Raw genomic sequence first — 20392 nt, 5'->3', positions numbered from 1 at the left:
CACAGAACAGCTCATAGTTCCCTGGGATATACCTGATAGGCCTGCGTCAGCGCCGTGACCCGCCTTCTTATCTCTCCAACGGTGTCCGGGCTGCGGATGACCTGCGCCACCATCGAGGCCACCTCTTTCATCTCCTCGGGTCCCATCCCCTGCGTCGTGACGGAGGGGGTGCCGACCCGGATTCCGGACGTCACCGTGGGAGGCTCCGGATCATACGGGATCGCGTTGCGATTCAGTGTGATCCCCGCCGCGGAACATCGCTGCTCGGCCACCGCACCCGAGACCCCGGCGTCCCGCAGGTCGATCAACGCCAGATGGCTGTCCGTGCCCCCGGAGACGGGCCGCATGCCCTCGGCCGCCAATGCGTCGGTCAGCACCCGGGCGTTGTCCACCACCCGCCGCGCGTACTGTGCGAACTCCGGTCGGAGCGCCTCGCCGAACGCCACCGCCTTGGCCGCTATCGCGTGCATGAGCGGACCGCCCTGGACGAACGGGAAAACCGCCCGGTCGATCCTGGCCGCCAGCTCCTGCGTGCACATGATGCCACCGCCCCTCGGACCGCGGAGCGCCTTGTGCGTGGTGAAGGTCACCACGTCGGCGTACGGCACCGCGGACGGCAGGGCGCCTCCCGCCATCAGGCCGATGGTGTGCGCGACGTCGGCCAGCAGCCAGGCGCCCACCTCGTCGGCGATCCCCCTGAAGGCCATGAAATCGATCTCGCGTGGGTATGCCGTGGCGCCACAAATGATCATCTTGGGCTGGTGCCGCAGCGCCAGCTCCCTGACCTCGTCGTAGTCGATCAGCTCGGTGTCCCTGCGCACGCCGTACGCCACGACGTCGAACCACCGGCCGGAGAAGTTGACCCGGGAGCCGTGAGTGAGGTGGCCGCCGTGCGGCAGCGCCATGGCCAGCACGGTGTCACCCGGCTGGAGGAGGGCGGCGTACGCGGCGAGGTTGGCCGAGGCGCCCGAGTGGGGCTGCACGTTGACGTGGTCGGCGCCGAAGAGCTGCCTGGCCCGGTCGATCGCGAGCTGCTCGGCCCGGTCGACCACCTCGCAGCCCGCGTAGTAACGCCTGCCGGGATATCCCTCGGCGTACTTGTTGGTGAGCGTCGAGCCGAGCGCGGCGAGCACGGCGGGCGAGGCGAGATTCTCGCTCGCGATGAGCTGGATGCCGCCGCGGAGCCGGTCCAGCTCATCGAGGAGAACACCCGCGATCTCCGGGTCCTGCCTCTGCAGGAGACCGAAATCGGGCCCGTAGTACGGTTCTGCGCCCATGGCTCACATCCTGGGGATGACGACTCACCCCCACTGTAAGCCTGATCGGACCCATTTTCCCACGTCAGACGCGCGTCGTCATGAGAATGCGTGTGGTGCTCCTGCGGCGGCGGGAATCCACCTGGGCGTGTCGGCGGCCTGATCGCTGATCGAGGTGAGGATCGCCTGCCGGTAGAGACCCAGACGGGTGCGCCACGCGGTCATGTCCTCGACGTAGCGACCCGAGACGGGGGCGTCCCAGACGTCCCTGCTCCTGGCGAGCTGGTAGGCCTTGTCCAGGGAGGCGGTCAGCGTGTCGAGCACGGGGAGCACCTGTCTCCACATCATGACCAGCCGCTGGTAGTCGGGGTTGAACTCCCACGACATGGCGGTATCCGGAGACGGCAGCCCGAGACCTCCCGAGACCGGTGGGGTCTCCCCCGGCTGCAGCGGCTGCGGTGCGGGTGGATCCACGAACATCACAGGCTCCTCACGCTCACTGTCGGTCTCGCTGCCCGCCTCGCCGTCAGCTTCACTGCCGGCCTCACTTCCCACCGCCGAGTGGCGGGATCGACCGCAGCGGGTCACCCGGATCCACATCGTCCGCCGGGCCGTCGGGACCGATGTCCCTGGGCACCCAGGCGCCCTCGCCCCACGTCTCGCCGTCGGGCACCTGCACGCCCGGCATGTCCAGCGGCTCGACATCGCTGACATTGTCGACGAGCGTCCTCAGTGCGTCCATGTCCAGCGGACCCGCTTCGGCCGAGACGACGTCGCTGCCGTCGTTCGCCCACTGCTCAACCGACCCCCCGCCCCCGGTCTCTCCGCCGCCGACCTGCACGCCCGGCATGTCCAGCGGCTCGACATCGCTGACATTGTCGACGAGCGTCCTGAACGCCTCCACGTTCAGCGGGTCGGCTCTGGCCGAGACGACATCGCTGCCGTCGTTCGCCCACTGCGCGACCGACCCCTCGCCCCCCGCCCCGACGGCCTGCGCCGGAACATCCCCCGGCGCCGCTCCCGCGGCCTGCGTCCCGATGTCTCCGGAAGCGGCCGTCCCCATCGACTGCGTCCCGGCATTCACGGAAACGGCCGTACCGATCGACTGAGCCGGAACATCCCCTGCCGGCTGCGATCCGGCATCCACAGAAATGGCCGTACCGATCGACTGAGCCGGAACATCCCCCGGAGCCGCCCCTACCTGCTGCGTCCCGGCATCCACGGAAACGGCCGTCCCGATCGACTGGGTCGGCGCGCCTCCCGGAGCCGCACCCGCCGACTGCGTCCCGGTGTCGCCGGGGGCGGCCGTCCCGATCGACTGAGCCGGGGCACCCCCCGGAGCCGCACCCGCCGACTGCGTGCCCACGTCCCCGCCCGTGTCCGGCGGCTGGACCGTCTGGCCGGGGGCCGGCTCGGCGGTGTCGAGGAGGGGGAAGTCCGGCTTCGCCGAAGCCAGCGGTTCGTTCGGCTCGACCCAGCCGGGCTGGCCCACGATGTCGGAGACGCCGTCGACTCCGGGCATCTCCAGCGGCGGGATGTCCTCGATGTTCTTCAGCAGCTCGCTGACCTCATCCGCCGTGGGCGAGTCGAGCGGGATCTGCAGCACCTTCACCCCGTCGACCTCCACGACCCTCGCTTTCAGGTCGCCGCTCTGGTCGATGTCGTCGGGATGGTCCTTCTGCGCGGTGTCCAAGATGTCGGTGCCAGAAGTGCCGCCGTTTTCCCTGGGCGAGCGCTCGTCGCCCTTGGAGCCGGTGTCGCCCTTGCCGTCGGGGTCGTTCGCGGGGGCATCGGTCGGGGTGTCTCCGGTGCCCGGCGACGGGTTGTTGACCTGGTCGACCTGCGTCCGCCCGTCGTCCGTCCTCGGCTGCTCCTGCGGGGCGTCAGGACTCGGCGTCGGGGCATCCCTAAGCGCGGTGTCAACAGTTTGCCCGTCGCCCTGAGAACCCTCACCCGGACCCGGAAGCGGCCCTGGAGCCGCTCCGCCTTGAGTGCCTTCGCCCGGCCCCGGAACCGCTCCGCCCTGGGGACCCCCACCCGGACCTGGAGCCGCTCCGCCTTGAGGGCCTTCGCCCGGCCCCGGAACCGCCTCGCCCTGGGGACCCTCGCCCGGCCCCGGAACCGCCGGCTCCAGATCCTCAACCCGTGGAGCGGGAGGCTGCGCGTCGTCGGTCCTCGGCTGCTCCTGCGCGGCATCGGGGCTCGGCGTCTCCCGAGGCGCGGGGTCGACAGGTTGCCCGTCACCCTGAGAACCCTCATCCGGCCCCGGAAGCACCGGCTCCGAATCCTCGCCCCGCGGAGCCGGTTGCACGTCATCCGCCCTCGGCTCCTCCTGCGCGGCCTCAGGACCCGGCGTCTCCGGCGTCACGATCTCCTTGGGCTCGTCTCCCTCGCGTGGGGAGATCTCATCGCCCTTGGAACCGGTGTCCGGCTTGGGATCGTCGTTTTGAGGAGGCGCCTTCGCGTCATCCCGCGGATCGGTTCGAGGAGACTCCTTCGCATCGTCCCGTGGCGAGGTCTCGTCCTTGGAACCGGTCTCGGGTTTCGCGTCGTCGCCCTTGGGGGCGTCCGATCGGGGCTGATCCTTGGGGTCGTCGGTTTGAGGAGGCGCCTTCGCGTCGTCTCGCGGATCGGTTCGAGGAGACTCCTTCGGATCATCCCGTGGAGAGGACTCGTCGCCCTTGGAACCGGTCTCGGGTTTCGCGTCGTCGCCCTTGGGGGCATCCGCCCTGGGCTGATCCTTGGGATCGTCGCGCGACCCGGATTTCGTGTCGTCGCCCTTGGGCGTGTCCGATGTGGACTGGTCCTTGGACCCGGTCTCCGATTTTGCATCGTCGCCCTTGGAACCGGCCTCGGATTTCGCGTCGCCGCCCTTGGGGGCATCCGCCCTGGGCTGATCCTTGGGATCGTCGCGTGGCACGGTCTCGGCCGACTGGTCGCCGACGCGGGGCTTGTCGCCACCGCCCTGGGAACCGGTCTCGGTCTTGGGTGAATCGGATCCCGCGTCTCCGGCCTTCGGCGCCCCGGGAGGGGCCCCGGCCTCCTGCCTGACCTTTTTCTCCAGCAACTCCACGCGGGTGGAGACGTCACGGACCATTTTTTCGCAGTCGTCGGCGATCTGGGCCGGGTGGTGCGTGGACAGCGCGGGCAGGCCGGCGCCACGCATCAGGTGGTTGACCCGGTCCTCAGCGGTCCGCATCCGCACCGCGGCTTGTTGCACCTCGGACAGCAGGTCACGGACCAGCTTGGGGTCCATTCCTTCGAACTTGCCCATGGACGTCTCCCGGAGGGTGTCGGCCCACTTCACGGTACCGGGGAGAACGCCGCGCGTCACGGTGATAATCAGACGGCATGGATCACGGGCACAGACCGGGCGGCGCTCGGCGGCGCGCCGCCGAGCATTACGGCCGGCGTCCCGGGCCGATCCCTGCCGACCAGGCGTTACGGCCGACGTCCCGGGCCGGTCCCGCCGGCCGAACGCCGGCCCGGAGCGCCCGGGTCTACGTCACCCGTCGGACTCGGATCCGCCATCGGTGGCGACGTAACCGATCACACCGCGCAGCTTCTCCACCGAGATGGCCCCGCGGCGTAGCAGCCGGGGCACCGCCGTGGTCAGGTCGAGGATCGTGGACGGGATGTTGTCGTCGCACGGGCCGCCGTCGAGATAGATCGAGACCGAGTCGCCCAGCTGCTTCTCCGCATCGCCGGCCGTGGTCGCGGCCGGGGCGCCGGACCGGTTGGCGCTGGAGACCGCCATCGGGCCGGTCTCCTTGAGCAGGTCGAGGGCGACCGAGTGCAGTGGCATCCGGAGGGCGACGGTGCCCTTGCTGTCGCCCAGGTCCCACGACAGCGACCGGTTCACGCGGCAGATCAGCGTGAGCGGGCCGGGCCAGAAGGCGTCGATGAGATCCTGGCCGTACGGGCCGAGGTTCTCCACGAGGGCGTTGGCGGCCCGCACGGTCCCGACCAGCACGGGCACCGGCATGTCCCGGCCACGCCCCTTGGCCTCCAGCAGCGAGGTGACCGCCGCCGGGGTGAAGGCGTCCGCTCCGATGCCGTAGACGGTGTCGGTCGGGAGCACCACGAGCTCGCCCCGCCGTACGGCTGACGCGGCGTCGGTCAGACCGGCGGCTCGCTGCTCGGGGTCTGTGCAGTCATAACTACGGCTCACTTTGCCTCCTCGCCTAAAGGCTCGTCATCAGTGAGCCAAGGGCTGCTGTGTTTACTGGTTCGCTCGCTACGCTCACTCGCGGCCTCCTCGCCTAAAGGCTCGTCATCAGTGAGCCAAGGGCTGCTGTGTTTACTGGTTCGCTCACTCGCGGCCTCCTCGCCCGAAGGCCAGCCATCAGTGAACCAAGGGCTGCCGTGTCCACCGGCTCACTACGGTCACTCACGCCATGCCATCCTATTCCTGGCCAAAACGGGCGGTGACGAAGCGGTCCCTGCGGGTGAGGTCCTGGCGGCTGCGGACGTCGCGCCATCCGTTGTCCTCGGAGAAGATCAGATAGACCGGGGTGCCCTGCTGGTCGGCGTGCTCCACGGCGACGAACCCACCGGGGCGGAGCAGCCGCCTGGCGGTCCGTTCGACCGCCCTGACCTCGTCGAGACCGTCACTGCCCGAGCCGTACAGAGCACGGTGCGGGTCGTAGTCACGGACCTCGGGGTCGCGGGGAATGGCGCCCGGCGGGATGTAGGGAGGGTTGGAGATCACCAGATCGGCCTGGCCGTTGTACTCGGACAGGGCGTCGGCCAGATCCTCGGGATGCAGGTGGACGCGGCCCTGACCGTGCTCCAGGATGTTGCGTTTGGCCCAGCGATAGGCGTCCGGATCGACCTCGACCGCGTGCACCGTGGCCAGGGCGACCTCCTGGGCGATGGACAGTGCGATGGCGCCGGAACCGGTGCCGAGATCCACGACCACCGGCGAGGCGACGTCCATCTCCCGCAGCCGCTCGATGGCCCAACCGGCCACGACCTCGGTCTCCGGACGCGGCACGAAAACGCCTGGCCCGACCTCCAGGGACAGGTAGCGGAAGTACGCCCGCCCGGTGATGTGCTGCAACGGCTCGCGGGACTCTCTCCGGGCGACGCCCTCCCAGAACAGCGCGTCGAAGTCCGAGTCCTTCACCATGTGCAGCTCACTGCGCCGCACACCGTGGACGCACGCGGCGATCTCCTCGGCGTCGGTGCGCGGCGACGGCACACCTGCCTCGGCGAGCCGGGCGGTGGCGAGGGCGATCTCGTCCAGCAGAAAGGTCATGGGCGCGTTCTATGAGTGAGCGGCGAGCTTCTCCGCCATCTCGGCGTCGAGCAGGGACTGGATGACGGCGGTGAGGTCACCGTCGAGCACCTGGTCGAGGTTGTACGCCTTGAAGCCGACGCGATGGTCGGAGATGCGGTTCTCGGGGAAGTTGTAGGTGCGGATCCGCTCGGAGCGGTCGACCGTCCGGATCTGGGACTTGCGCTCGGCCATCGCGGCGGCGTTGGCCTCTTCCTCGGCGATGGCCTGAAGGCGGGCCCTGAGGATGCGCATGGCCGACTCCTTGTTCTGGAGCTGGCTCTTCTCGTTCTGGCAGGAGGCGACCACGCCGGTCGGGACGTGCGTGATGCGCACGGCCGAGTCGGTGGTGTTGACGCTCTGGCCGCCGGGGCCGCTGGACCGGTAGACGTCGATGCGAAGGTCGTTCGGGTCGATCTGGACGTCGACGTCCTCCGCCTCCGGGTAGACCAGTACGCCGGCGGCGCTGGTGTGGATGCGGCCCTGCGACTCGGTGACCGGCACCCGCTGGACGCGGTGCACGCCGCCCTCGAACTTCAGCCTCGACCAGACGCCTTCGTCGCCCCTGGCCTTCAGGGCGACCGTGACGTCCTTGTAGCCGCCGAGATCGGAGTAGGTGGCGTCGATGAGCTCGGTCTTCCAGCCGATCCGCTCGGCGTACCGCAGGTACATCCGCAGGAGGTCGCCGGCGAACAGCGCGGACTCCTCGCCGCCCTCGCCCGCCTTGATCTCCATGATGATGTCCTTGTCATCATTGGGATCACGCGGGATCAGCAGGTGCCTGAGCTTCTCTTCCAGCTCGGGGATCCGAGCCTCGAGCTCTTTGGCCTCCTCGGCGAAGGCCTGGTCCTCGGACGCCAGCTCCCTGGCCGTTCCGAGATCGTCCTGCACTCCTTCGAGCTCCCGATAGGTGGTGATGATCGGGGTCAGCTCGGCGTAGCGCCTGCCGAAGGTGCGAGCCTGCGTCTGGTTGGCGTGCACGGTGGGATCGGCGAGCTTGAGTTCCAGCTCGGCGTACTCACTGAGTAGCTCGTCGAGGTTCACCGTGCGTCCTTCCTTGAAAGCGCTTTGAAGCCTGCCTAATCACCACGAACGCCGACCCGGGTGCACCCCTCCAAAAAACGGAGGGGTGGTTCCGAGCCGGCGTCGAGACGAGGCTACTGGCCCGGCGTGGGCTCCGCTGCGGCCTCCGCCGTGGGCTTCTTGCCGAAGCGCTTCTCGAAGCGTGCCACCCGGCCGCCGGTGTCGAGGATCTTCTGCTTGCCGGTGTAGAAGGGGTGACAGGCCGAGCACACGTCCGCGTGGATCGCGCCACCCTTGGCGGTGCTACGGGTGGTGAAGGAGCTACCACAGGTACAGGTCACCACGGTGGTGGTGTACTCCGGGTGAATGTCAGGCTTCATGTCTTTTTGATCCTCTCCAAAGCACGGTCGCCGGGTCGCCACTGTCTCTCGCCTGTAAGGCTTGCGCGCTGAGCACACCGAGGTGCGCGCGGGCGGGAACCGGAACCACTGCAGTTCGGCTACCAGTGTGCCAGATCCTCCAACCATCCCAGGCCACAAGACATTCCCCGGCGGCCGTGACCCGTGTCCGCAGGCGGGTCGCACGGGCGTCATCGGGCGCGGATCCCCGCACCTCATCTTTACCCGTTCTTCATCTTGGCCCCCTGCCCGGACAGGCTGGGACCCGGCGATGGTCGTCGGAGGCGGGCCCGAGATCACCTGCCCAGATAGGCCAGCACGGCGAGAACCCGGCGGTGGTCGTCGGAGGCGGGCTCAAGGCGGAGCTTGGCGAAGATGCTGGAGATGTGCTTCTCCACCGCGCCCTCGGTGACGAGCATGCGCCCGGCGACCGCCGTGTTCGAGCGGCCCTCGGCCATCAGGGCCAGGACCTCTCCCTCCCTGGCGGTCAGGGATTCCAGCGGGTCTCCCTTGCGCTGGCGGCTCAGCAGCTGCCCGATCACCTCGGGGTCGATGACCGTCCCTCCGGCCGCCACCCGGCGCACCGCGTCGAGGAACTCCGCCACGTCCGCTATCCGCTCCTTGAGCAGGTAGCCGACCGCCGCGGCGCCCCCGCCGATCAGCTCGGTGGCGTACTGCTCCTCCACATACTGTGACAGCACCAGGATCGGCAGTCCCGGCCGCCGCGACCTGGCCTCCAGGGCCGCGCGCAGGCCCTCGTCGGTGTGGGTCGGCGGCATCCGCACGTCCACGATCGCCAGGTCGGGCTCATGCTGGGCCACCGCGGTCACCAGTCCCGGGCCGTCCCCCGCCACCCCGACGGTCTCGATCCCACCGTCGGCCAGCAGCCTGGCCAATCCCTCACGCAGCAGCACCGAGTCTTCGGCGATCACTACCCGCATGTGCTCGGCCCTCACCATTCGCAGGGCAGTTCGGCCCGGATCATCGTGGGACCTCCGAGCGGGCTGTCAACGCTCAGGGTGCCGTCGATGGTCGCCGCCCGGTCCGCCAGCCCCGCGAGACCACCCCCGGGACGCGGCACCGCGGCGCCGACCCCGTTGTCGTACACCTCGACGATCACCCGCTGCTCCTGGCGGCTGACCCGGATGAACGCCTCGGTGGCCTCGGAGTGCTTGGCCAGGTTGGTCAGACATTCGGCCACGATGAAATAGGCGATGCTCTCCACCGCCGCCGGCGGGCGATGGGACACCTCCACCGACAGATCCACCCGCACGGGCGCACGGGCCGCGAGCGAGGAGAGCGCCGCGCTCAGCCCCCTGTCGGTGAGGATCGCCGGGTAGATCCCTCTCGCGAGATCACGTAGCTCGGCGATGGCGGCCTTGGTGCCGGTGTGCGCCTGAGCCAGGAGCTCCCTGGCCCCTTCGGGGTCGGAGTCCATCTTGGCCTGTGCCCGGCCCAGGTCCATGGCGACGGAGAGCAGCCGCTGCTGAGCGCCGTCGTGCAGGTCGCGCTCGATCCTGCGCCGCTCGGCCTCGGCCGCGTCGACCCCGCGAGCCCTGCTGGCCCGCAGGTGCGCCGCACGGGCGACCAGCCGGTTCTTCTCCCCCGTCCCCAGCAACGCGAGGCCGAACAGCGCGTGCAGCCACGCCATCCCCCGGGTCGCGTAGAGCGCGGCGAGGAAGAATCCGGTTCCGATGACCATGCACAGCAGCGCCTCGGGCACGGTGTCGATCAGCAACTCACCGCCGGGCGTCATCGGCTTGCCAAGGAGCAGCAGGGGCAACGGCGCGAGGGTCAGGCCGAGCGCGAAGCACCACAGGACCACCGAGACGACGAACTCCCCGATCCCGATCGGCAGCAGCAGCAGGAGATAGAGAAGGTCCTTCCAGGTCGCGGGGTCGACGAACATGTCCTTCCACCGCAGGAACAGGTTGTCGCCCTCGGAGGGCCGGTAGGGAACGGGGATCTCGACCCCGAAGGCCAGCCGGAGGAACCGGCGCTCGAGCGTCGCCGCGCCGCGCCAGGCCAGCATGGTCAGTGCGAGCAGCGGCACTCCCACCCACACGATCGCCAGGACCAGGGAGAGCAGGATCGCCGACGCCAGGACGGCGAAGCAGGCGATGCCGTAGAACATGCTCACCAGAAGGTAAGGCACCGCCCGCCAGGTCATCGGATCGACGAGCATCCCCACGGGCCCGTTCGGCCCCAGCGGGACGCGTCGGCGGAGCGGCGTCCCTGTCACCGGTCGGCCTGCTGCGGTCTCGGCCACCATGCGCTCACCCTCCGTCTTCACGAGCTGCGATCACGGCTATGGCCGACGCCCGGACCTCGCCTCGGACCATCCAAGCCTGTTGGAGGGTGCGGCCTGGGCAGAATGAGGCAGGCGGGCGTTCTGAAGTAGGGATATCCCGAAGTCTCCGGTCACACAAGACCCTGGAGACGACGAACGCCCCGGTCGTGGTGACCGGGGCGTTCGCCGTACGTCAAGATGATCGGTGTTGCGGGACCGTCAGTCGCGCTCGGAGCTGACCGTCGTCTTCTGGACCTGGAGCAGGAACTCCGCGTTGGACTTGGTCTCCCGCATCTTCTCCAGGAGAAGCTCCAGAGCCTGCTGCATGTCCAGAGCGTGCAGCACGCGCCGCAGCTTCCAGGTGATCTGCAGCTCGTCCTTGCCCATGAGGATCTCTTCCTTACGGGTGCTGGACGCGTCGACGTCCACCGCCGGGAAGATCCGCTTGTCCGCGAGCGAGCGGTTGAGCTTGAGCTCCAGGTTTCCTGTGCCCTTGAACTCCTCGAAGATGACCTCGTCCATCTTGGAACCGGTCTCGACCAGTGCCGTGGCGATGATCGTCAGCGAGCCGCCGTTCTCGATGTTGCGGGCGGCGCCGAAGAAGCGCTTCGGCGGGTAGAGCGCGGTCGAGTCGACACCACCGGACAGGATTCGGCCGGAGGCCGGGGCCGCCAGGTTGTAGGCCCGGCCCAGACGGGTGATCGAGTCGAGCAGCACGACGACGTCGTGGCCGAGCTCCACCAGGCGCTTGGCACGCTCGATGGCGAGCTCGGCGACCGTGGTGTGATCTTCGGCCGGACGGTCGAAGGTCGAGTGGATGACCTCGCCCTTCACCGACCGCTGCATGTCGGTGACCTCTTCCGGACGCTCGTCCACCAGGACGACCATCAGGTGGCACTCGGGGTTGTTCTGGGCGATCGCGTTGGCGATCGCCTGGAGCACCATCGTCTTGCCGGCCTTGGGCGGGGAGACGATGAGACCGCGCTGGCCCTTGCCGATCGGCGCCACCATGTCGATGATCCGGGTGGTCAGGATGTTCGGCTCGGTCTCCAGGCGCAGCCGCTCCTGGGGGTACAGCGGGACGAGCTTGTTGAAGTCGGGCCGCTGCCGCGCCTGCTCCGGGTCCATGCCGTTGACCGTGTCGAGGCGGACGAGCGCGTTGAACTTCTCGCGGCGCTCACCGTCGCGGGGCTGGCGGACGGCGCCGGTGACGACGTCACCCTTGCGCAGGCCGTTGCGGCGGATCTGGGCCAGCGAGACGTAGACGTCGTTGGAGCCGGGCAGGTAGCCGCTGGTCCTGACGAACGCGTAGTTGTCGAGGATGTCCAGGATGCCGGCGATCGGGATCAGGACGTCGTCGTCGCCCACCACGGGCTCGTTGCTGTCGAAGCGGTCACGGCCGCGACGGTTCCGCTCACGGAACCGGCCGCGACGGCCGCGACGGTCGTCGTCTTCGCCGATGCCGTGCTGGTCGTTGCGGTCCTGCGGGCCACGGTTCTGGGGGCCGCGGTCGCCACGGTCGTTGAGACGGTCGCCACGGTCACCGGTCCGCTCGCCGCGGTCACCGCGGTCACCACGGTCGGTGTTGAGGCGCTCGCCACGGTCACCGCGATCGTTGAGACGGTCACCGCGGTCACCGCGATCGTTGAGACGCTCGCCGCGGTCGGTGTTGAGGCGCTCGCCACGGTCACCGCGATCGTTGAGACGGTCACCGCGGTCACCACGGTCGTTGAGACGCTCGCCGCGGTCGGTGTTGAGGCGCTCGCCACGGTCGCTGCCGCGGTCGCCGCGGCTCTGGCCGGGGTCGGCGGCGCGCTGGTCGGTGCGGCTGTCGCCGCGCTCACGCCGGTCGTTGGTCCGCTCGCCACGCTCGCTGTTGCGACCACGACGGTCGCTACGCTCGCGACGGCCCTCGCCACGCTCGGCGCGGCCTTCGCTCTGGACGGTGTCGAGCTGCTGCTGCTCCACGACGGGCTCGGCTGCGGCGACCGCGGCCACGGGCTCAGGCGCGGGGGGCGGCTGCTCCACAACGGGCTCGGCGGCGACGGCGACGGGGCGGGAACGTTCCCTCCGCGTGCGCGCCGGACGCTCGGTGGCCCGCTCGGTCACGGGCTCGGCCACGGCGGCCGGGGCTGCCGGAGTTTCCTTGACGACGGCGGGAGCGGGGGTGGAAGCCGGGGCGCTCTCCGTGGATACGCCCTGCTTCTCCTGGATGGCCGCGATGAGCTGGCTCTTGCGCATCCGCCCGGTCCCGCTGATGCCAAGGCCTGACGCCATGGCTTGCAGCTCGGGCAGCACCATGGCGGACAGGCCGGTGCCGGAGCGACGACGCGGCTTGGCCGCGGCGCGGATGGGGGTGTCGCCGGCCGCCGGCAGTGTGCCGGTGTCGGAGAGGAGTTCGGTGGTGTCGCTCACTAATGGGTCCTTCCCAGGGGTCGGGCGTGGCCATGATCAGCCAATCGTCCCGGTGGTGCGATCAACCCGGTGGGACAGACCGGGTCGGGTTGCACGTTGCGATCCTCGACGGTCCATGAGAACCGCCGCCACTGTCGGAGAAGGGCTTGTCCAGACCGCCACCAGCGAGATTCGCCGGCGGTGGGGCTTGGAGGACACCCCCCGGATTGCTACCGGCAACCAGATGTCGAGGTAGATCGAACGCGCATGTCCCCTAAAACGCCGCCTCTCGTTGCCCCAACCGAATGTGGAGCATTCGGAGGCGACGGATTCGGGGAGGCCACTGCGGCGCTCATGTCTCACGAGGTAAGACATGGTGCAGCGATGTGTGACTGACAAGCACGCACCCAACACGGGGCACCTGGTGCGGCTATCAGCCTAACATCACCAGCGCACACAGCTATTCCCTGAAGGTCGAAGAGGTATCAGCGTGTCTCGGGAGAAACAACGCAAGCACCGCGGGTTTCGACATCCAGTGGCTGGATGTGCCAGTCAGTACCCACTTCTGGTGCGATCAAATCCTGCGTATCCGCAGTCGAAAACGCAAGAATCGTGGGACCGGCTCCCGAGACAACCGTGGGAACGCCGATCCCGCGCAATCGTTCTATCAGATCCGCGGTCCGCGGCATCGCAGGCGCGCGGTAATTTTGATGGAGACGATCTTCCGTCGCGGCCAGTAGCAGCTTCGCTTCGGGCCTTCCGGTCAACGCGGCGATCAGCAGCGCGGCCCGGCCGGCGTTGGCGGACGCGTCGACATGCGGCACGTCCTTGGGGAGAAGCCCCCGGGCGATCTCTGTGGAGAGCCTGTTCCGGGGAATGATGGCCACGGGCCGGATGTCGGCATGTGGAATCAGCTTCACCATATGCGGCACATCCGACTGATCCGTCCATGCGATGGTCAGCCCGCCCGCGAGACACGGCGCCACGTTGTCGGGATGGCCCTCGATCTCGGTGGCCAGCGCGAAGACGTCGTCATCGGTGAACTCGGGCCGCACGAGGGACCGGCCAGAACTCGCCGGATACGACGTGCCGGCCAGCGCGCGTGCGGCGAGGATTCCCGCGCAGATCGCCGCCGAGGAGGATCCGAGGCCGCGGGCGTGGGGGATGCGGTTCAGGCAGCGCAGCCGGATGCCGCGCGGCTGCGGAACCCCCATCTCGTCGAAGGTCACGCGCATCGTCCTCACGATGAGATGACCCTCGCCCAGGTCGAGCTCGCCCGCCCCCTCGCCCTCGATCTCTATGGCGACGCCCAGGGAGGCGGGATCTTCCGAGGGTTCGAAGAGCGAGGCCTCGACCTCGTCGTACAGGCTGAGGGCCAGCCCCAGCGTGTCGAACCCGGGTCCGAGATTGGCCGACGTCGCCGGGACCCGGACGACGACTCTGCTGCTGTCGGTCATCGAGATTCCGGGGCGTGATCCCTCCGAAAGGAGGATCACGCCCCTACTCCTTAACGCTCAGGCCTAACGCTTAGGCGAGTTCGAGGGCGGTGGCGGCGGCGAAGGCGTCGATCGGGATCGTCACCGGGGTGGGAGCGCCCGAGATGGCCCAGTCGGGGTCCTTGAGGCCGTTTCCTGTCACCGTGCACACGATGCGCTGGCCGGGCTCGACCAGTCCCTGCTCGTGGGCCTGGAGGAGGCCCGCCACGCTGGCGGCCGAGGCGAGCTCGACGAACACGCCCTCCTCCTGGGCCAGCAGCTTGTAGGCGGCGGCGATCCGGCGGTCGGTGACGGCCTGGATGACCCCGCCCGACTCGTCACGCGCGGCCTCGGCGAGCTGCCAGGAGGCGGGGTTGCCGATGCGGATCGCGGTGGCGATCGTGTGCGGGTGGGTCACCGGCGCGCCGTTGACGATCGGCGCGGCGCCACTGGCCTGGAAGCCGAACATCCGGGGTGTCCGGGACGCGATGCCGTCCCCGGCGTACTCGGTGTAGCCCATCCAGTAGGCCGAGATGTTGCCGGCGTTGCCGACCGGGATGCAGTGGATGTCGGGGGCGTCGCCCAGGGTGTCCACGATCTCGAAGGCGGCGGTCTTCTGGCCCTGGAGCCGGAACGGGTTCACCGAGTTGACCAGCGCGATCGGGTAGTTCTCCGACAGCTTCCTGGTCATGTCGAGGCAGTCGTCGAACGAGCCCTCGACCTGGAGCAGCTTGGCCCCGTGGACCAGCGCCTGGGCCAGCTTGCCCATCGCGATCTTGCCTCGGGGCACCAGCACGGCGCAGGTCAGGCCCGCACGGACCGCGTAGGCGGCGGCGGAGGCGCTGGTGTTGCCGGTGGAGGCGCAGATGACGGCCTTCGCGCCGTCCTCGACGGCCTTGCTGATGGCCATGGTCATGCCACGGTCCTTGAAACTGCCGGTCGGGTTCAGACCCTCGACCTTGAGATAGACCTCGCAGCCGGTCAGCGCCGAAACCCTGTTCGCCGGGATGAGCGGTGTGCCGCCCTCCAGAAGCGTGACGACGGGCGTCGCCGTGGTCACCGGAAGTCGGTCACGGTACTCCTCGATGAGGCCACGCCACGCCCTGGTCATGATTACTCCTCCCGCGCGCGGACAGACCGTGCGCGACCTACTACCTGCGGTATTGAGAAACGAGTCTACGGGCAACGGTCTCGGCAGCGGGATGCGTTGTCCACCAATTGGACAAGTCGGATGTCTTGCTATCAGGAAACTCTAAGCAACGGTCGGTAGGGTCATCAGCCCTTGACAGGAGTTGACAGACACGTATACGCGCAAAAGGGGCACCCCAACATGACGGACGAAGCGGTGATCGACCAGCCGCCGATCCGGAACAACGACTACTCCCCCCTGGATCCGCCCGCACTCGGCGAATGGGATCCGAGCCTCTCGGTCAGCGTGATCATTCCGGCGTACGGCGGTCAGCACAGGCTTGACCTGGCCCTCGCCGCCCTGGCCGCGCAGACCTATCCCGATCACCTCATGGAGGTGATCGTGGTCGACGACGGCAGCGGTCCGCCGTTGCGGCTGCCGGAGATCGCTCCGGCGGGCGCCCGGATCGAGATGGCCGACCCCGCGGGCTGGGGCACCGCCAACGCGGTCAACACCGGCGCCGCCCTCTCGGAGGGCCGGATCATCCAGCGCCTGGACGCCGACATGGTCGTCTGCCGGGAGCACATCGAGGCGCTGGCCCGCTGGCATCACCTGGCCGACTACCTGGTGACCATCGGCGCGAAGAAGTTCATCGAGGAGCCGGCGATCTCGGCCTCCCAGGTGCACGACGGCGTACGCGGAGGCTCGCTCGGAGCGATCTTCGACCTGTCGAACGCCCTGGCCAGCTCCACCGAGCAGACGATCCAGCGCACCAACGGCCTGCGGGCCAGCCGCAACCCCTACCACGTGTGCACGGGGCCGACGGTGTCGATGCGGCGCGAGACCTTCCACGCCGTGGGCGGGGTCGATCCCGCCGTGCTCAGGGGCGAGGACACCGAGTTCGCCTACCGGCTGGCCCAGTCGGGCGTGGTCTTCATTCCCGACATGGCGGCCGAGGCCGTGCATCTGGGGCTTCCCGCGCAGCGCCTGGACAGGGAGCGGGCGGTCCAGGTCGTCGCCCCCTACCTCGCCCAGCGCGTGCCGCTCCGCCGTGACCTGCGCAAGGACCGGGGCAGGCGGTGGCTGGTGCCGTACGTGGAGGTGGTGCTCCACGTCGACGCGCCCGGAGACCAGGTGCGCAAGGCGGTGAACGCGGCCCTTGAGGGAACGGCCGGCGACGTGATCGTCACCCTGGTCGCCCCGTGGTCACAGCTGCCGGAGGGCCGCCACCCGGTGATCGACGACCCCTTCTTCGATCTTCGGCTGCTGCGTGAGCACTTCTCCCACGACGAGCGGGTACGGCTGGCCGACACGGTCGCGAGCACCCCCGCCCCGATCCCGTTCCGCTACACGGGTCCGGTCTCGGTCCCGCTGGGAGACGATTCGCTGGAGCGGATGATCGGCGTGATGCAGGGGGGCGACCGGCCGGGCATGCTCGTCGTCGACCTCGCGGGCGACGGCACGGCGACGCTGGAGCGGACCGAGGCATTGGGCCGGGCGAAACTGCTCGGCGCCGACGACGTCGTCACCTCGATCAAGGCCACCCACGGCGTACGGCACGGCGACCGGTCGGAGTTCTGGCCGGTCAAGACCGCGCCCCCGGCTCCCGTGAAGGAGCCCGTGCGGAAACCGGCCAAGGACGCCCCGGCCCAAAATGCGCCCTCGCCGACCGGTGCCTCGGCCCGTTCTTCGGCGCAGAAGCCCGCTCAGGCCAGGCCGGAGTCCTGGCTCGGCAGGCTCCGCACCAGGCCCCGATCCGGCTGAGCGACCGAGCGGAACCCGGCTTCGCGGATCCGGTGGGGAGAGATCGGACGCCCGGTGGCACGAACACTCGCACCGACCCGGCTCACGGTCTCGTAAGAGGAACCGGACGCGCGGTGATCGCCGGCATCGGCCCGGATCGCGGGTCCCGGTGGGGGAGCTTCCCGGCGGGGCCGGCGTGGTCATCGGCGACGGGTGATCGCCCGTTTGACGGAGGAGAGCAGGCCGTACTGGACGACCTTCTTCGCGGCGGCCAGCTCCCTGCGCAGGCCGCCGACCTCGCGCCGCAGTTCGACCGCGCTCTTGCGCCAGGTTCCCGCCTCGCCGCGCCATTTGGTCACCTGGCCGCGGAGCCGTTCGGCCTCCTTGGTGAGCCGGACCACCTCGGCCTCCGCCTCGGTCCTGGCCCGATAGGAGCCGCGACGGCCCACGATCGGCCGGGCCTCGGGCAGGAACCCGTAGGTCTCGCCGTCCACCCACAGCACCCCGAAGGCGTCCTCCACGGCGTCGTCGAGGTCCTCACCCTCCGCCAGCACGATCTCGGCACGGGCGAACGCCGCCGCCCGCTCCAGCCTGGCCGCGACGATCCGCCGATCTCCCCGGACCGAGCCTCCGGCGTCACCGGCGTTTCCGGCATCCCCGAGGTCCTCGGCATCCCGGGCGTTCCCGGGGCTCCCTGAGCCCTCGACGCTCTCGGAACCCTCGACGCCCTTGGCATCCCCGGCGCTCGCGGGATCCTCGGCGCTCGCGGGATCCTCGGCGCTCTCGGAACCCTTGACGCCCTTGGCACCTCCGGCGCCGACGGGACCCTCGGCCAGCAGCACCGAGACCAGGCCGTAGCCCTCGTCCCTGGCCAGGTCGAGCAGTCGCGCAAGGCTGTCCTCGCCCGGTACCCATCCCGCGGGCAGCCTCAGCCGGTACGGCACCGCGGCCGTCGGCCGTCCGTCGCCGGTCGCCGGATACGGCGGAGCCGGCCGTACCGAGTCGGGGGCCTCCAGCGAGAAGCGCACCCTGGGCTCGTGGGCGTAGTGGCCGCGGATCAGCACGAGGTCCAGGTCCGGGTCCTTCAGCGGCGCGCGCCCCTCGGCTCCGAGCCGGTCCCAGGGACCGGTGAGGGTGATCACGACGTCGGGCAGGGTGCCCGCGAGCACGGCGTCCACGGTGGCGCGGACCTCGTCGTAGCCGAACTCGCCGGTCGGCCGGCCGGTGAGGTCGACGACCACCTCCAGATAGGGCACCTTCCACTGCCTGGCCGGGTGGGAACGGAGCCAGCGGTAGGCCGGGATCCGGTCGGCCACGAACGCGTGACTGACCCGGTCGATCGAGGCCTTGTCGCGCATCCGCATCGTGGGGCCCAGGTGGAAGGCGCGGGACAGCGGCTCGGGCACGAACACGGCGCCCGCCTGGGCCAGCCGGTAGCCCATCTCGGTGTCCTGGCCGAGGATCAGGTCGGCGTCCATCGGCCCCGCCTGGGCGAGCAGCGCGGCGTTGACCGAGGTGGCGCCGCCCACGTGCAGGCTGAAGGCGCGGTGCGGGTTGTCGACGAGGCCGCCGGTCCGCTCGACCAGGTCGACCAGCCAGGCGTGCGGCTCGGCGGGCTCGAAGATCTTGGCCAGGTCGTCGGCCGCGGCCACCACGCCGGGCGCGGGCAGCTCCGCCGGGGTGAAGCGCAGGTAGCCGGTCACCACGAGGTACGGCGCGGCGTGGTGCCAGCGCATGTGCGCCTCGACCGACCTGCGGTCCAGGACCACGTCGGAGTCCAGCCAGTGGATCACGTCGCCGGTGGCCGCCAGGAGGCCGGCGTTGCGGGCGTGGGCCCGGCCGGGCACCGGGCAGACGATCAACCGGGTCCCCGCGGGACGAAGGTCGGGCAGGCGCAGGGGCGGCCGGCTGCCGTTGTCCACCACGATGACCTCGGTCAGCGCGGCGGGGTAGGTCTGGCCGGCCAGCCCGGCGAGCACCAGGTCGAGCTTGTCCTGGCCGCCGTAGGCGGGCACCACCACGCTGACCCGCAGCGACGGCGTCCAGGCGCCGATCTCGGGGGGTGTGAGGCTCCGGTAGTCGTTACCGGTGATCCGTGCGGTCATGGTCTTTCCAGAATCAGACTCGGGCGGAAACCGCGCCACTGGTTCGACGCGACGCGCAGGAAATGGGCGAGGGAGAGCTGCCAGGTGTGCTCGGTGCTCACCGAGCGCCGCAGCATGTAGCCGAGGCCGTGGGTCCGGTAGATGCGCGCCTCCGCGGCGTGGGCGGCCTTCAGGAACGCGGCGTCCACCCCGCCGCGCAGTGCGGGGAACCCTCCGAGCTCCTGGAACCTGGCCAGATCGAGCAGGATCGTGCCTCCGGCCACGTGCTCGGACCAGATCTCGCTGGTGTAGTCGGTACGGCGGATCGTGGCGTTGAGCGGCTCCAGGTAGAAGAACTCGGCCGTGGTGCCCACGATGTCCGCGCCGGTGTGGGACCGCGCGAGGAGAAGATCGGCCAGGTGCTCGGGGCCGTACCAGTCGTCGTCGTCCCACTTGGTGATGTGATCGCCGCTCGCCCTGGACGCGGCCCGGTTGAGCACCTCCCCGAAGGGGATCTCCGCGCCGGCCTCGACCACGGTGATCGGCAGGCCGAACTCCCGCACCGCCCGCCGTACCGCCTCGTGCTCGGCGGGGACGCCGTGCAGGCCCAGCAGGACCTCGACCTCCACCCGCCGCTGCCGGGCGATCTGGTCGAGTGCCGAGGCCAGCAGGTACGGCCGCATGCTCGACATCACGACGCTCACCTTGGGCAGGGCCACCGCGGGCTCCGCGGCCCGGCTCCGGAGCCCGTGGCGACGCAGCCGTACGCTGTGCTCCTCCCGCCGCAGGTCGGTCACGGACCGCCGGCCGCCGTCACCCTCCTCGGGCGTCCACGCGGCGAGCAGGCCGGCCAGTTCGGGCTCCACCCACGCCGGTGTGTCGGCGGCGTGCAGCGGAACCCCGGCCGCCGCCAGGTCCGTGATCACCTCGACCGGAACCCGGGAGGAGGGCCATCGGACGTTCAGTCCCCGCAGCGGTCTCAGGCGGGCGACGCCGTCGGCGTCCAGCCGGTCACCGAGCGGTTCGCCGGCCGCCAGCCAGCCCTGCCCGGTCCACGAAAGCTCGGCCGCCCCCTCGGCCGCTGACCGCAGGAAACCGACGGGTGTCGGGAGGGGGAGAGTCGGCTGTACAGGCACGAGCGAAGGATAGCGATGCCCGAGGCGTCCGTCTCGTCCTACTTCGACTTGACGTGAGCGCCCACAATTTGACAAGGACGCTTACAAACGATCACTCACAGCTGTTACCCAGGTCACGGGAAGCTCAGAGTTTCCGCTTTGTGGCCATATTTCCACTTGAACAACAGATAGCCTCGATTATTACCT

Annotated in this window: 15 protein-coding genes; 1 reads left to right on the top strand and 14 read right to left on the bottom strand. The window is 69.7% G+C overall.

Going from position 1 to position 20392, the window contains the following annotated elements; all coding sequences use genetic code 11:
* Positions 1-11: 11 nt before the first annotated feature.
* The 12 genes from glyA to thrC form a co-directional block, all read right to left on the bottom strand.
* Positions 12-1277 (bottom strand): serine hydroxymethyltransferase, encoded by a 1266-nt coding sequence (gene glyA, locus DKM19_RS06655; protein ID WP_110694953.1) that lies wholly within the window; start codon positions 1275-1277, stop codon positions 12-14.
* 78 nt (positions 1278-1355) lie between these two features.
* On the bottom strand, positions 1356-1736 hold the full coding sequence (locus DKM19_RS06650) for a hypothetical protein (RefSeq protein WP_110694952.1): 381 nt from the start codon (positions 1734-1736) through the stop codon (positions 1356-1358).
* 64 nt (positions 1737-1800) lie between these two features.
* Positions 1801-4530: a hypothetical protein gene (locus tag DKM19_RS06645; protein ID WP_162641335.1), complete on the bottom strand. Its 2730-nt coding sequence runs from the start codon at positions 4528-4530 to the stop codon at positions 1801-1803.
* A 231-nt stretch (positions 4531-4761) separates the two neighbouring features.
* The gene (locus DKM19_RS06640; protein ID WP_110694950.1) at positions 4762-5427 is read right to left on the bottom strand and encodes an L-threonylcarbamoyladenylate synthase; all 666 of its coding nucleotides are present in this window, start codon (positions 5425-5427) and stop codon (positions 4762-4764) included.
* Between the two features lie 234 nt (positions 5428-5661).
* Complete coding sequence (prmC, locus tag DKM19_RS06635; RefSeq protein ID WP_110694949.1) at positions 5662-6516, bottom strand: peptide chain release factor N(5)-glutamine methyltransferase; 855 nt, start codon at positions 6514-6516, stop codon at positions 5662-5664.
* 9 nt (positions 6517-6525) lie between these two features.
* Entirely contained in the window at positions 6526-7578 is a 1053-nt protein-coding gene (gene prfA, locus DKM19_RS06630) for a peptide chain release factor 1 (RefSeq protein WP_089211230.1), read from the bottom strand.
* 113 nt (positions 7579-7691) lie between these two features.
* A complete protein-coding gene (gene rpmE / locus DKM19_RS06625; protein ID WP_110694948.1) occupies positions 7692-7937 on the bottom strand; it encodes a 50S ribosomal protein L31 in 246 nt (81 codons plus the stop codon).
* A 314-nt stretch (positions 7938-8251) separates the two neighbouring features.
* The gene (locus DKM19_RS06620; RefSeq protein WP_110705517.1) at positions 8252-8896 is read right to left on the bottom strand and encodes a response regulator transcription factor; all 645 of its coding nucleotides are present in this window, start codon (positions 8894-8896) and stop codon (positions 8252-8254) included.
* 11 nt (positions 8897-8907) lie between these two features.
* Positions 8908-10227 carry a sensor histidine kinase gene (locus DKM19_RS06615; RefSeq protein WP_110705518.1) on the bottom strand — a complete coding sequence of 440 codons (1320 nt, stop codon included), beginning with the start codon at positions 10225-10227 and terminating at the stop codon, positions 8908-8910.
* 237 nt (positions 10228-10464) lie between these two features.
* Positions 10465-12660 carry a transcription termination factor Rho gene (gene rho, locus DKM19_RS06610; RefSeq protein WP_110694947.1) on the bottom strand — a complete coding sequence of 732 codons (2196 nt, stop codon included), beginning with the start codon at positions 12658-12660 and terminating at the stop codon, positions 10465-10467.
* 464 nt (positions 12661-13124) lie between these two features.
* The gene (gene thrB, locus DKM19_RS06605) at positions 13125-14096 is read right to left on the bottom strand and encodes a homoserine kinase (RefSeq protein WP_110705516.1); all 972 of its coding nucleotides are present in this window, start codon (positions 14094-14096) and stop codon (positions 13125-13127) included.
* Positions 14097-14166: 70 nt separating this feature from the next.
* On the bottom strand, positions 14167-15225 hold the full coding sequence (gene thrC, locus DKM19_RS06600) for a threonine synthase (protein WP_089211233.1): 1059 nt from the start codon (positions 15223-15225) through the stop codon (positions 14167-14169).
* Positions 15226-15444: 219 nt separating this feature from the next.
* Here thrC and DKM19_RS06595 point away from each other — a divergent pair, with 219 nt between their 5' ends.
* Complete coding sequence (locus tag DKM19_RS06595) at positions 15445-17007, top strand: glycosyltransferase (protein WP_110694946.1); 1563 nt, start codon at positions 15445-15447, stop codon at positions 17005-17007.
* Positions 17008-17186: 179 nt separating this feature from the next.
* Here DKM19_RS06595 and DKM19_RS06590 read toward each other — a convergent pair whose 3' ends face one another.
* Both DKM19_RS06590 and DKM19_RS06585 read right to left on the bottom strand, forming a co-directional pair.
* Entirely contained in the window at positions 17187-19091 is a 1905-nt protein-coding gene (locus tag DKM19_RS06590) for a glycosyltransferase family 2 protein (protein ID WP_110694945.1), read from the bottom strand.
* A complete protein-coding gene (locus DKM19_RS06585) occupies positions 19088-20206 on the bottom strand; it encodes a glycosyltransferase family 2 protein (RefSeq protein ID WP_110694944.1) in 1119 nt (372 codons plus the stop codon). The genes DKM19_RS06590 and DKM19_RS06585 overlap by 4 nt, the downstream gene beginning before the upstream one ends.
* Positions 20207-20392 lie beyond the last annotated feature (186 nt).

Source organism: Streptosporangium sp. 'caverna', from assembly GCF_003203775.1.
In the GTDB taxonomy this organism is placed as follows: domain Bacteria; phylum Actinomycetota; class Actinomycetes; order Streptosporangiales; family Streptosporangiaceae; genus Streptosporangium; species Streptosporangium subroseum.
Note: the sequence above shows the minus strand (reverse complement) of the source record. Positions and strands in the feature narration are given on the sequence as shown.

What these genes read in the sequence shown, in the direction of transcription:
- DKM19_RS06650 (WP_110694952.1), bottom strand. Translation starts at nt 1,736, where the DNA reads ATGTTCGTGGATCCACCCGCACCGCAGCCGCTGCAGCCGGGGGAGACC.
- glyA (WP_110694953.1), bottom strand. Translation starts at nt 1,277, where the DNA reads ATGGGCGCAGAACCGTACTACGGGCCCGATTTCGGTCTCCTGCAGAGG.
- DKM19_RS06615 (WP_110705518.1), bottom strand. Translation starts at nt 10,227, where the DNA reads ATGGTGGCCGAGACCGCAGCAGGCCGACCGGTGACAGGGACGCCGCTC.
- thrB (WP_110705516.1), bottom strand. Translation starts at nt 14,096, where the DNA reads ATGACCGACAGCAGCAGAGTCGTCGTCCGGGTCCCGGCGACGTCGGCC.
- rpmE (WP_110694948.1), bottom strand. Translation starts at nt 7,937, where the DNA reads ATGAAGCCTGACATTCACCCGGAGTACACCACCACCGTGGTGACCTGT.
- DKM19_RS06595 (WP_110694946.1), top strand. Translation starts at nt 15,445, where the DNA reads ATGACGGACGAAGCGGTGATCGACCAGCCGCCGATCCGGAACAACGAC.
- prmC (WP_110694949.1), bottom strand. Translation starts at nt 6,516, where the DNA reads ATGACCTTTCTGCTGGACGAGATCGCCCTCGCCACCGCCCGGCTCGCC.
- thrC (WP_089211233.1), bottom strand. Translation starts at nt 15,225, where the DNA reads ATGACCAGGGCGTGGCGTGGCCTCATCGAGGAGTACCGTGACCGACTT.
- DKM19_RS06590 (WP_110694945.1), bottom strand. Translation starts at nt 19,091, where the DNA reads ATGACCGCACGGATCACCGGTAACGACTACCGGAGCCTCACACCCCCC.
- DKM19_RS06620 (WP_110705517.1), bottom strand. Translation starts at nt 8,896, where the DNA reads ATGCGGGTAGTGATCGCCGAAGACTCGGTGCTGCTGCGTGAGGGATTG.
- DKM19_RS06645 (WP_162641335.1), bottom strand. Translation starts at nt 4,530, where the DNA reads ATGGGCAAGTTCGAAGGAATGGACCCCAAGCTGGTCCGTGACCTGCTG.